Source organism: Mongoliimonas terrestris, assembly GCF_001927285.1.
Lineage (GTDB): Bacteria > Pseudomonadota > Alphaproteobacteria > Rhizobiales > Pleomorphomonadaceae > Chthonobacter > Chthonobacter terrestris.
Genome location: NZ_MSIG01000015.1, coordinates 1 through 11,529, shown reverse-complemented (window position 1 = coordinate 11,529; position 11,529 = coordinate 1). Strand labels below are relative to the sequence as shown.

Genomic DNA, 11,529 nt, shown 5'->3' with positions numbered 1-11,529 from the left:
GTCTCGGTCGGCACGGCGGTCGGCGGCCCTCCCGGAGGATCAGGTCTCGCGATCGTGCCGGAAGGCGAGGGCGGCGGCAATCGCGTCCGCGTTGTCGCGCGCAAGCGCCCCGTTCGGCAGGAACACGCAATCCTCCAGCCCCGCGCGGGTGTCGAGCCCCAGCGCCATGGCGGCGGCGTGCACCGGCCAGAAGCCCGCGTCCATCCCGTGCGCCAGCACCGGCAGCGTCAGCCCGTGATGGTCCGCCCGCGCCAGCGTCGCCCGGAAGGCGGCAAGCGCCTCGCCCACATCCTGCTCGTTGATCTCGACGAGAAGCCGCAGGCAGCGTCCCGCGTCCGGATGGGCGGCCAGAAGGTCCACGTCCGCCGGCGACCACACGCCCGCCTCCACGCCGATGCCGCGCTGGAGCGCGAGCGCGATCACGGCGGCGCTGTCCGGCTCCATCAGGTTCACCGACACATAGTCCGGCAGCACCGTCCAGGCCCGGATGGCGTCGTGGCGGGCCGCGCCGCCGGGCGGGATCCAGGCGCCCGTGGAAACGCCCACGGGCGTTCCCGGCACCGCCTGCCGCACGGCTTCGAGCGCCGAGGCGATCACGTCCGGGTCGAGGCTCTCCCGGTCCTCCCGGTCGCGCGGGTGGATGTGCAGCGATCCGGCCCCCGCCGCCACCACCGCCGCGGCCTCCCGGGCGATCTCCGCCGGCGAACAGGGCACGGCGGAGTGGAAGCGGCGGCTGCGGCCGCCGTTCAGCGCTGCCTGGATCATCGAACCACCATCCATCACTTTGATTTGACGAGGAGACCGGACACTAACGCCCTCTCCTGACCGTATATGTCAGGAGAGTTCGCTGTCCTCCGGCGACAACACGAGGCGGGCGGCGGCGATCATCATGGGACGGATCGACTGGGATGCCGCGAAGGCCAGCAACAAGGACTCGTCCTCAAGATAGAATTCGAGTACGCCGGTGAGGAAACCCGGCTCCTGCGCGGCCGCCCGGATGTCCCCTGGCCCGATTCCGGTCAGGGCGAGGAAACGGCCGAGTGCATCCGGGTTTTCCACGAGGAACTGCAGGCCCGAAATTGCAATGGCCTCCGCACCCTCGCGCGACAATCGGTTAATTTTCCGCATCGGTCCTACCGTTTGCGTTTACGTAAGGAATCCCGAGTAGGCTGCTGCACATATCATGAATGTCCGGGCGTTGATCATTTGTATCGACGTGTCCGTACCTTCGGGACGGACTTTAACCCACGTGTATGCGGAGCGGTACGATCGGTTCGTGCGTCCTTGGGCGAGACCCTCGGCCGCGTGTGCGTTTACAGCCAGAAAGCCCATTCGCGTGGGCGGAAGAGCAGATGCATGGCGAAGACGGTTCTCATCGTCGAGGACAACGAACTGAACATGAAGCTCTTCCATGACCTCCTGGAAGCGCATGGCTATCGCACGATTCAGACCCGCAACGGGATCGAGGCGCTCGATCTGGCCCGCGCCCACAAGCCCGACCTCATCCTGATGGACATCCAGCTGCCGGAGGTCTCCGGCCTGGAGGTCACCAAGTGGATCAAGGAGGACGACGAGCTGAGGGCCATCCCGGTGATCGCCGTCACGGCCTTCGCCATGAAGGGAGACGAGGAGCGCATCCGCCAGGGCGGCTGCGAGGCCTATATCTCCAAGCCCATCTCCGTCTCCAAGTTCCTGGAAACGGTGCGCGCCTATCTCGGAGAAGGATGAGGCTCGTACCCGTATGACCGCTCGCGTCCTCGTCGTCGACGACATCCTCGCCAACGTCAAGCTGCTCGAAGCCCGCCTGTCGGCCGAGTATTTCGACGTCCGGACCGCCACGTCCGGCCAGGATGCGTTGGACCTGCTGGCGCGCTCGCCGTGCGACATCGTCCTCCTCGACGCCATGATGCCCGGCCTCGACGGCTTCGAGACCTGCCGCCGCATCAAGAACACCCCCGCCCTGATGCACATCCCCGTCATCATGGTGACGGCGCTCGACCAGGCGTCCGACCGGGTGCGCGGCCTTGAAGCCGGCGCCGACGACTTCCTCACCAAGCCGGTCAGCGACCTCGCGCTCATCACCCGCGTGAAGAGCTTCGTCCGCCTCAAGATGCTGACCGACGAGCTGCATATCCGCGCCATGCAGGGCGGCCTCGGCATGGAGGAGGGGTTCAGCCTCGCCGACCTCACCCGCAAGGAGCCCGGCCGCGTCCTCGTGGTGGACGACCGCGCGTCCTCGTCGGAGCGCATCGCCCAGGGCCTCGGCGTGGAGAACCGCGTCGACGTGGAGGGCGAACCGCAGGAGGCCCTGTTCCGCGCCGCGGAGGGCAACTACGACCTCGTCATCGTGTCGATCTCGCTCGCCGACTACGACGCGCTCCGCCTCTGCTCCCAGCTCCGCTCGCTGGAGCGCACGCGCATGCTGCCCATCCTGCTCGTCGCCGAGCCGGAGGACAACGCGCGGCTCCTCCGCGGCCTCGACCTCGGCGTCAACGACTACCTGGTCCGGCCCATCGACCGCCAGGAGCTGCTCGCCCGCGTCCGCACCCAGGTCCGCCGCAAGCGCTACACGGACAAGCTGCGCGACAACGTCGCCCAGACCATGGAAATGGCCCTGGTGGACAGCCTCACCGGCCTCCACAACCGCCGCTACCTGGAAAGCCACCTGTCGGCCCTCGTCGAGCAGTCGCTCGCCCGCGCTCGCGAACTCGCCGTCCTCGTCGTCGACATCGACCACTTCAAGGCCGTCAACGACACCCACGGCCACGACGCCGGCGACGACGTGCTCCGCGAATTCGCCAAGCGGGTGCGCAAGAACGTGCGCGGCATCGACCTTGCCTGCCGGTTCGGCGGCGAGGAATTCGTCGTCGCCATGCCGGAGACCGACGGCGAGCTCGCCCACATGGTGGCCGAGCGCCTGCGCCAGCGCATCGCCGGCGAGCCCTTCCGCATCGCCGGCGGCACCAAGCTCCTCAACGTCACCATCTCGATCGGCATCGCCTCGCTGAACCCGGCCGGCGACACGCCCGAGGCCATGCTGAAGCGCGCCGACCTCGCGCTCTACCAGGCCAAGCGCGAAGGCCGCAACCGCGTCGTCGCCGCCGCCGCCTGAGCGAAGGCGCGCCCGCTCGCCCCCCGCCGCCATCACCTGAAGCGTTGTTGCCGATCTTCGGCCGCGAATGGCGTCCGGATCCAAGTCGTTTACCTTAACGGTTCACTAAGACTGGATCCAATTCGACTCAATTCATATGTCGGCGTTGTGCTTTTCGGCTGGCGAATCTAGGTTCGGATCAAGAAGAAGCGGTCGGCGACGCGAGTTCCACTTTCGAACAGCTGCCGTTTCTCAAAAGGTCCCCGCGGTTCGCTCAGGTCCGCCGCATCTCCTGAGTCCGTGGGGCAGGTCCGGTCGGTTGCGGGAAGAGTGGCCTCCTCGTTGATCCGCAACCGACCGGCCACACCCTTGCCGGTCCGCCGCCATCGGACCCGGTGAGGTCCGGACCCGTCATGCTCCGAGGAAAAGCCCCGACGCCATGCGGGGCTTTTCTGCGTCCGGAGCCGGCCGGTCGCTCCAGCCCTCATACCGAACTCGTGAAATCCCGACTCGTCGGGATTCCACAAGCGCAGGCAAGTCCGAACGGGCGCCGGCCGGTCAGGCCGTCTCACTCGTGAATCGTGTAGCTGCCCATCTCGCAGAGGTTCTGGGTGTCCTCGGTCACGTCCAGGTCGCTGTCCGGATCGAACACGAAGCGCATGTCGTAGTCGCACACCGACCGGCCGTCCGCGATGGTGATCTCCACCTCGTGGCCCGGCGGCAGCACGCCCTTGCCGAACACGTCCTGCTCCCAGTTCTCCACGTCCGTCGGGGAGGTGTAGAACTCGGTCAGCGTGGAGTTGGTGCCGTTGATGAGCGTGAACGTCAGGTCCTCGGCCCGGGCCGCGCCGGCGGCGACGAGAAGGCCGGCCGCCGCGGCGACCAGCGTCAGAGAAGCTTTCATGCGGTATTCCCCCACCGGCCGGGCTGCGCCCTTCGCCGGATCCGCCGGACATCCGCCAACCGGACGTCCCAGGCGTTCGCCGAGCATGCCCCGGCGCCTGTTGCGGATCCGTCGATCGATTGCGTAAATTGCGTGGCAATTGACGAAAAAGCCGCCCTCCGCGTGGTCCCCTTTACCAAGCCCGACCGGGCGCCGGCCGGTCAGGCCGTAACGCTCGTGAAGGTCGGACGAGTCCGACCTTCACGAGCCGGAAAAGAACAGCCGCGGCGCCCATGAAAAAAGCCGCCTTGCGGCGGCTTCCCTCGACGATCGCGGATCCGTTCGGCCCGGAGGCCGGGACCTCACTTGATCTTGGCTTCCTTGAAGTCGACGTGCTTCTTGGCAACCGGGTCGTACTTCTTCATCGTCAGCTTCTCGGTCATCGTGCGGCTGTTCTTCTTCGTCACGTAGAAGTAGCCGGTGTCGGCGGTCGAGATGAGCTTGATCTTGATGGTCGTCGCCTTGGCCATGGCGCCCTATTCCTTGTTCGGTGCAATCTGGGGACGGCCGTCACGGCCGGACCCCGCCGTTCGGGCGGAGTCTGATCGGCCGGCAACCTAGTCGAAACGGGCCGAATGTCAAGAAAGCTTCGTCCGGCGGGCCGGTCGTCCGCCGCTCAGAGATTGCGGTTGGCCGTGGTGGCGATGCGCCAGAGCGCCAGCGCCGTGTAGGCGGCGAGGATGACCGCCAGCACCACCGCAAGCCCGTGCGGATCCCACACGTCCATGCCCGCGCCGACGAGGGCCGGCCCCACCAGCATGCCGAGCGCGTACATGAACACGAAGGCCGCGTTGGCGGCGGCCAGATCCGAGCCTTTCAGCCGGGCGCCGAGGTGCACCAGTCCCACGGTGTAGAGCCCCGCCACCACGCCGCCCCACACGGTGAGAAGCGCGAACGTCGCCCAGCGATCGCCGGAGACGGCCGGCAGCAGCGCCATGCCGAGCGTGGCCACCCCCGCGATGGCGGCAAGCAGCTTGCGCCGGTCCACCTTGTCGGCCAGGAGTCCGAGCGGGATCTGCGACACCACGTTGCCGAGCGCCACCGCCGTGACGAGAAGCGCCGCGCCGGCCGTGTCGTAGCCGAGCCGAAGCCCGTAGAGGGCGATGAAGCCGAGGACGCCGCTGTCCGTCGACCCGAAGGCGAAGCCCGCGAAGGTGGCGAGCGGCACCAGCGTCAGATAGCGCAGGAAATTGCCGCGCGGCGCTTCCTCCATGGCCGGATTGGCCTTGAGGGCGAACAGCACCGGCACGCTGGAGAGGCCGAGCACGAGGGTGCCGAGCGCGAACGGCAGGAAGCCCTCCGTTCCCACAAGCCCGAGCACGATCGGCCCCACCGAGAAGCCGAGCGACAGGACGGTGGCATAGATGCCGAGGATCAGCCCGCGCCGCCCGTCGGGCGCGAGCGCGTTGATCCAGAACTCCGACAGCACGAAGGCGAAGGTGATCGAGCCGTGGAAGACGAGCCGGAGCGGGAACCACATCCAGAGGTCCGGCGCCGCGAAGAAGAGCGGAAAGCTCAAGGTGGCGATCACCAGCGACACGAGCAGCAGCTGCGCCGCGCCCACCGCCCGCGCGATCCGCGCCACGAACGGCGTCACCGCCAGCGCCGCCACGCCCGCCATGGCGGTGTTGAGCCCGATCGTGGAGCTGGAAACGCCCCGGCTCTCCAGCGTGATCGCCAGCAGCGGCAACCCCAGCCCCAGCGACGTACCCACCGCCGTGGTCGCCGAAATGGCCGCCGCGATGCCGATGAGGCGCGTGCGGTCGAGGGGCGCTGCGGGGAGGGCGGTCATCGAATGGCATCCGAACGGTCATGACCCGATCGGCGGCTGCCGGGCGGGGACGCAGCATAGGCCAGCACTCCCCCCCTCCTGTCAAACCACCCCACCGTTCACCAAGCCGCCCGCCGCCCCCTCCGTGATCGTCATGGTCCGCGCAGGCGGACCACCCACGCTTTCCAACCGCGCCAGGAATGCGTGGCTGGTCCGCCTCCGCGGACCATGACGAGGGAGGAGAGGGGGGCGGACGAAAGCGGTAACGAGCGAGGAACCGGAGACGCACCGCCCCCTCCACACCCACCGCCCTCGTCATGGTCCGCGCAGGCGGACCACCCACGCATTCGGGCGACCAGTCGGCAACGATCAGGAGAGGCGGGACCGGTGCCGCCCCACCCCCCTCGTCATGGTCCGGTTCAGCCGGACCACCCACGCATTCCGACCGCGCCAGGAATGCGTGGCTGGTCCGCCTCCGCGGACCATGACGATCGTGTGGGTGAGGGCGGGACGTAGCGCTCATCCAGAACCCCCCCAACCCTCAGCCATTACCCCGGTGAAAGCCAGAATTCATCCCAACCCTCACCCGTCATCCCGGCGAAAGCCGGGATCCAGCCGACGGTCCGGCCCCGAACCGGCGCGGATCCCCCCGCCTTCGTTTGGACCCCGGCCTTCGCCGGGGTGACGTCCTCCCGTGAGCGTTGAAGGGTCACCTTCACCGCCTTCGCCGCCGCCAACCTCACCGCACCCGCCCACCCCGCATCGCCCACCCCACACCCATCCTCCGCGAACAGCCGATTGCGTTCCCCGCCGCGCCTTGTAAACCTCGGGCGCGGCGAAGCGGCGCCGTCGAATCCTCCCGAGCCCCAATCATGATGCGGAAACGCCTTTTTCTTGCCCTCGGCCTTGCGTCCACCCTCGGCGTCTGGTCGCCCGTCCACGCGGCCCCGATCTCCCGGGAGGCGCTGGAGCGGCAGCTTCTCGACACGTGCATCTACCGCCAGTTCGCCGTGAAGGATGTCCGGCGCGCGTCCATGGTGGAGGACTGCCGCTGCGCCAGCCGCACGGCCATGAAGGGCGTGGAAGGCTCAAGCTTCGACCAGCCGCGGTCGGGCGGCCTCACGGCCCAGCAGGACCAGGCGCTGAAGGCTGCCATCGCAGCCTGCTTCAAGGGCTGAGGGCCCCGCCCGCGCGCCCACTCACCGACTGGTCTCGCGCCCGCGCACGAACCGCCCGCGCCCCGTCTCAGCCCGGCAGCGGCGGGACGATCATCCGCTCGGCGTCCGCGTGCGCGACGGCCGGGTCGTAGGCCACCGTCTCGCCCTCCAGCCACGCGGCACCGCCGGCCACCAGCCGGAGCGCGTGCGGATAGAGCCTGTGCTCGGCGACGAGCACCCGGGCGGCGAGGCTGTCCGGCGTGTCGCCGGGCAGCACCGGCACGGCCGCCTGGGCGATGATCGGCCCGGCGTCGAGGTCCGCCGTCACGTAGTGCACCGTGCAGCCGGCGATCCGCACCCCGTCGGCGAGGGCGCGGGCGTGGGTGTGGAGGCCCTTGTAGTTGGGCAGCAGCGACGGGTGGATGTTGATCATCCGGCCGTTCCAGCGGGCCGGAAACCAGGGCGAGAAGATCCGCATGAAGCCGGCGAGCGTGATCAGCTCCACCCCCTGGCGGGCAAGTTCCGCGTCCACCGCCCGGTCGAAGCTCTCCCGGTCCGCGAAGGCCCGGTGATCGACCGTCGCGGTCGCGATGCCGGCCTCCGCGGCAAAGGCGAGCCCGCCGGCGTCCGCCCGGTTGGACACCACGGCCACGATCTCCGCCGGAAAGCCCGGCGTCAGCGTCGCCGCGTGGAGCGCCCGCATGTTGGACCCCCGTCCCGACAGGAGCACGCCCACCCGCCGCCGGCCGGACGTCGAAGGACCGGAGTGCGAAGAACCGGACGTGGAAGGGGAGGGCGTGGCGGCCGTCATCGCGCGTCTCCGCCGCCCGTCAGAGCGAAAGGCTGCCGTCGAAGAGCGTGCGCGGCCGGGCCTCGTCGGCGACGAGGCTGCCGAGGCGCACCACCGTCTCGCCCTCGCGGGAGAGCACGGCCGCCACCCGGTCCGCGTCCGCCGCGGCGGTCACCACGATCATGCCGATGCCGCAGTTGAAGGTGCGCACCATCTCGGCCTGATCGATCCCGGCGGTGCGGGCGAGCCAGCCGAACACCGGCAGAGCCGGCACGGCGTCGAGGTCGATCGCCGCCGAGGTGCCGGCGGGCAGCACGCGCGGGATGTTGTCCACGAAGCCGCCGCCGGTCACGTGGGCGAGCGCCTTGATGGCGCCGGTCTCGCGGAGGGCGGCGAGGAGCGGCTTCACGTAGATGCGCGTCGGCGTCAACAGCGCCGCGCCGAGGCTCGTGCCGGGCGCGAACGGCGCCGGATCCGCGTAGGAGAGCCCGGCGCGCTCCACAACCTTGCGCACCAGCGAATAGCCGTTGGAGTGGACGCCCGAGGAGGCGAGCCCGAGGATCACGTCGCCGGCGCCGACGTCCGGCTTCGGCAGGATGTCGCCGCGCTCCACCGCGCCCACGGCAAAGCCCGCGAGGTCGTAGTCGCCGTCCGCGTACATGCCCGGCATCTCGGCCGTCTCGCCGCCGATCAGCGCGCAGCCGGCCTGCCGGCAGCCGTCCGCGATCCCCGCCACCACGCTGGCGGCGGTGTCGACCGAGAGCTTGCCCGTGGCGAAATAGTCGAGGAAGAACAGCGGCTCGGCGCCCTGCACCACCAGGTCGTTCACCGACATGGCGACGAGGTCGATGCCGACCGTGTCGTGACGGTCGGCCTCGATGGCGACGCGCAGCTTGGTGCCGACGCCGTCGTTGGCGGCCACCAGCACCGGGTCCTTGAAGCCGCAGGCCTTGAGGTCGAACAGACCGCCGAAGCCGCCGATGTCCGCGTCGGCGCCCACCCGGCGGGTCGCCTTCACCAGCGGCTTGATCCGTTCCACGAGGGCGTTGCCGGCGTCGATGTCGACGCCCGCGTCCCGGTAGGTGAGGCCGTTGCGGCGGTTGTCGTCGCTCATCGTCCGCGTCGTCCTTTTATGCGGCGGGTCATCGGAACGGCACAAACCTGAAACCGGCGGCTTTGGCAAGGCGCAATCGCCGATCCGCCGCCGTCCGGGCCGCCCTTCACATCCGCCCCGCGCGCTGCCACATGAGGGATCGGATCCCTCCAGACGCGGCGCCCCTCGCAACCCCCGTGACCCTGCCCAACCTGATCACCCTCGCCCGGCTCATCGCCGTGCCGGCCCTGGTGCTCCTTCTCCTGGAAGGCGCCTACGGCTGGGCGTTCGCGGTGTTCGTAGCGGCAGGCATCTCCGACGGCATCGACGGCGCCATCGCCCGCACCTTCCCGAGCCAGGCGAGCGAGCTCGGCCGCTACCTCGATCCGATCGCCGACAAGGCGCTCCTCGTCTGCATCTACATAACGCTCGCGGTCACCGGCTACGTGCCGCGCTGGCTCGCCGTGCTCGTCGTCAGCCGCGACATCCTCATCGTCGGCGCCGTCATGGTGTCGCTGGCGATCGGCCGGCCGGTGCGCATCGAGCCGCTCCTCGTCTCCAAGGCCAACACCGCCGCCCAGATCCTGTTCGCCGCGGTGGCGCTCGCCGATCTCGCCTTCCACTATCGGCTCGCGCCGATGACCGACGTCCTCATCTGGGTGGTCGCCGCCTTGACTGTCGTCTCCGCCGCGGCCTACCTCATCGGATGGATCCGCCATATGGGCGAGCCGAGCCGGCCGTGAAACGGAGCACCCGCGCGTGACACTGAGGTCCACCATCCTCTTCTGGGTCCTGGCCGCCGTCGGGCTCGGCCTCTTCCTCTATGTCTTCTCCGGCATCCTCCTGCCCTTCGTGGCCGGCATGGCGCTCGCCTACCTGCTCGACCCGGTGGCCGACCGGCTGGAGCGGGCGGGCCTCTCCCGCCTCCTCGCCACCGTCCTGATGCTGGTCCTCTTCGTCCTCGTCGCGGTCATCATGCTGATCGTCGTGGTGCCGGTGCTCGGCAACCAGCTCGCCGCCTTCATGGCCCGCCTGCCCGACTACATGAACCGCCTCCAGGGCTTCGTGAACGACACCGCCGGCACCCGGCTGACCGAGCTGCTCCGCCTCTCGCCGGAGGAGATGAAGGGCTCGCTCGGCGAGGTGGTGAACCAGGGCGGCGCCTGGATCATGCGCATCTTCTCGTCGATCTGGAACGGCGGGCAGGCGCTCCTCTCGGTCGTGTCGCTCCTCGTCGTCACCCCCGTGGTCGCCTTCTACATGCTGCTCGACTGGGACCGCATGGTCGCCACCGTGGACGGCTGGCTGCCGCGCGACCACCAGCCCACCATCCGCCGGCTCGCCCGCGAGATGGACCAGGGCGTCTCCAACTTCGTGCGCGGCCAGGTGGCGGTCTCAACGCTGCTCGGCCTCTTCTACGCCATCGGGCTGACGCTGACCGGGCTCAACTTCGCGCTCCTCATCGGCATGTTCGCCGGCGTCATCAGCTTCATTCCCTATGTCGGGTCCATCATCGGCGGCGGCATCGCCATCGGCGTCGCCATCGTGCAGTTCTATCCGGACTGGACCTGGGTGCTGGTGGTCGCCGCCGTGTTCGCCGTCGGCCAGTTCATCGAGGGCAACATCCTGCAGCCCAAGCTCGTCGGCGGCAGCGTCGGCCTGCACCCGGTCTGGCTGATGTTCGCGCTCTTCGCCTTCGGCACCCTGTTCGGCTTCGTCGGCATGCTGATCGCCGTGCCGGCCGCCACCGCCGTCAGCGTCCTCCTCCGCTTCGGCCTGGCCCAATACATGGCAAGCCCCCTCTACCGGGGCCGCGCCGTGCCGCCCCTCGTCACCGTGCCGCCGAAGACCATCGACATGCCGCGCGAGGGAGCCGCAGGAGAATGACCGGCCAACGCCCCAAGCAACTGCCGCTCTCCCTACCGCACGAGGCCGCCCTCGGCCGCGCCGACTTCCTGGTCGGCGAGGCCAACGAGGAGGCCGCCGCCCTCGTGGACGCCTGGCCCGACTGGCCGGCCTCCGTGGTGCTCCTGATCGGCCCGGCCGGGTCCGGCAAGAGCCATCTCGCCCGCGCCTTCGCGGAGCGCAGCAACGCCCCCATCGTCCGCGCCAGCGACCTCGCCGGCACCGATCCGACGGCTCTCGTCGGCCGCGGCGCCCTCGTCGTCGAGGACGCCGACGAGCCCTCCCTCGACGAGACCGCGCTCTTCCACATCCTCAACGCCGCCCGCGGCCGCGGCGCCTCGGTGCTCATCACCGCTCATTCGATCCCGAGCGACTGGGGCCTGACGCTGCCGGACCTCCTGTCGCGCCTGCGCGCCGCCCAGCCGGCCATCCTCGGCCCGCCGGACGACGACCTCCTCCGCCGTGTGCTGGTGAAGCTCTTCGCCGACCGCCAGATCGACCTCGACGCCGGCATCATCGACACCCTCCTCATCCGCATGGAACGGTCCTTCGCCGCCGCCAACCGCATCGTCGACGCCCTCGACCGCGAAAGCCTCGCCCGCGGCCGCCGCGTCACCCGCGCCATGGCAACGGAAATCCTGGCGCCGGAGGGATCGGACGACGACGCGGATTAGGGTGCAAGGACAGCGCCGGATGGGGACGGTCGACGCTCCCGTTCGCCGCCCGCGCCCCGTTCATATATCCGCACCCTCCTCGTCATGGTCCGCGCAGGCGGACCA

Annotated in this window: 13 protein-coding genes; 6 read left to right on the top strand and 7 right to left on the bottom strand. The window is 69.6% G+C overall.

The genetic code is table 11. From position 1 onward, the window contains the following. Positions 1 to 39: 39 nt before the first annotated feature. Positions 40 to 765, bottom strand: coding sequence for a 3-keto-5-aminohexanoate cleavage protein (locus BUQ68_RS18220; protein WP_075217447.1), 726 nt, complete (start codon positions 763 to 765; stop codon positions 40 to 42). 69 nt (positions 766 to 834) lie between these two features. Further along, on the bottom strand, positions 835 to 1,110 hold the full coding sequence (locus BUQ68_RS18215) for a DUF3572 domain-containing protein (protein WP_245293310.1): 276 nt from the start codon (positions 1,108 to 1,110) through the stop codon (positions 835 to 837). Between the two features lie 246 nt (positions 1,111 to 1,356). Here BUQ68_RS18215 and BUQ68_RS18210 point away from each other — a divergent pair, with 246 nt between their 5' ends. Then, the gene (locus BUQ68_RS18210; RefSeq protein WP_075217445.1) at positions 1,357 to 1,728 is read left to right on the top strand and encodes a response regulator; all 372 of its coding nucleotides are present in this window, start codon (positions 1,357 to 1,359) and stop codon (positions 1,726 to 1,728) included. A 13-nt stretch (positions 1,729 to 1,741) separates the two neighbouring features. Beyond that, positions 1,742 to 3,112, top strand: a complete 1,371-nt coding sequence (locus BUQ68_RS18205) for a PleD family two-component system response regulator (RefSeq protein ID WP_075217444.1) — start codon at positions 1,742 to 1,744, stop codon at positions 3,110 to 3,112. Between the two features lie 547 nt (positions 3,113 to 3,659). On the opposite strand, the gene BUQ68_RS18200 is transcribed toward BUQ68_RS18205, so the two are convergent. From BUQ68_RS18200 to BUQ68_RS18190, 3 genes are all read right to left on the bottom strand, one after another. Then, complete coding sequence (locus tag BUQ68_RS18200) at positions 3,660 to 3,995, bottom strand: hypothetical protein (protein ID WP_075217443.1); 336 nt, start codon at positions 3,993 to 3,995, stop codon at positions 3,660 to 3,662. 341 nt (positions 3,996 to 4,336) lie between these two features. Then, complete coding sequence (gene rpmG / locus BUQ68_RS18195; protein WP_075217442.1) at positions 4,337 to 4,504, bottom strand: 50S ribosomal protein L33; 168 nt, start codon at positions 4,502 to 4,504, stop codon at positions 4,337 to 4,339. 146 nt (positions 4,505 to 4,650) lie between these two features. Beyond that, the gene (locus BUQ68_RS18190) at positions 4,651 to 5,826 is read right to left on the bottom strand and encodes an MFS transporter (RefSeq protein WP_075217441.1); all 1,176 of its coding nucleotides are present in this window, start codon (positions 5,824 to 5,826) and stop codon (positions 4,651 to 4,653) included. A gap of 851 nt (positions 5,827 to 6,677) precedes the next feature. On the opposite strand from BUQ68_RS18190, the gene BUQ68_RS18180 reads away from it, so the two are divergent. Continuing rightward, the gene (locus tag BUQ68_RS18180) at positions 6,678 to 6,983 is read left to right on the top strand and encodes a hypothetical protein (RefSeq protein ID WP_075217439.1); all 306 of its coding nucleotides are present in this window, start codon (positions 6,678 to 6,680) and stop codon (positions 6,981 to 6,983) included. Positions 6,984 to 7,050: 67 nt separating this feature from the next. On the opposite strand, the gene purN is transcribed toward BUQ68_RS18180, so the two are convergent. Both purN and purM read right to left on the bottom strand, forming a co-directional pair. After that, positions 7,051 to 7,773, bottom strand: coding sequence for a phosphoribosylglycinamide formyltransferase (gene purN / locus BUQ68_RS18175; protein ID WP_075217438.1), 723 nt, complete (start codon positions 7,771 to 7,773; stop codon positions 7,051 to 7,053). 19 nt (positions 7,774 to 7,792) lie between these two features. Further along, positions 7,793 to 8,866 carry a phosphoribosylformylglycinamidine cyclo-ligase gene (gene purM / locus BUQ68_RS18170; protein ID WP_075217437.1) on the bottom strand — a complete coding sequence of 358 codons (1,074 nt, stop codon included), beginning with the start codon at positions 8,864 to 8,866 and terminating at the stop codon, positions 7,793 to 7,795. Positions 8,867 to 9,042: 176 nt separating this feature from the next. On the opposite strand from purM, the gene BUQ68_RS18165 reads away from it, so the two are divergent. Genes BUQ68_RS18165 through BUQ68_RS18155 form a run of 3 tightly spaced genes read left to right on the top strand, consistent with a single transcriptional unit; the run spans position 9,043 to position 11,424 of the window. After that, the gene (locus tag BUQ68_RS18165) at positions 9,043 to 9,588 is read left to right on the top strand and encodes a CDP-alcohol phosphatidyltransferase family protein (protein WP_075217436.1); all 546 of its coding nucleotides are present in this window, start codon (positions 9,043 to 9,045) and stop codon (positions 9,586 to 9,588) included. A gap of 16 nt (positions 9,589 to 9,604) precedes the next feature. Beyond that, positions 9,605 to 10,732, top strand: a complete 1,128-nt coding sequence (locus tag BUQ68_RS18160; RefSeq protein WP_083656695.1) for an AI-2E family transporter — start codon at positions 9,605 to 9,607, stop codon at positions 10,730 to 10,732. Further along, positions 10,729 to 11,424 (top strand): P-loop NTPase family protein, encoded by a 696-nt coding sequence (locus tag BUQ68_RS18155; RefSeq protein WP_075217434.1) that lies wholly within the window; start codon positions 10,729 to 10,731, stop codon positions 11,422 to 11,424. The genes BUQ68_RS18160 and BUQ68_RS18155 overlap by 4 nt, the downstream gene beginning before the upstream one ends. Positions 11,425 to 11,529: the final 105 nt, after the last annotated feature.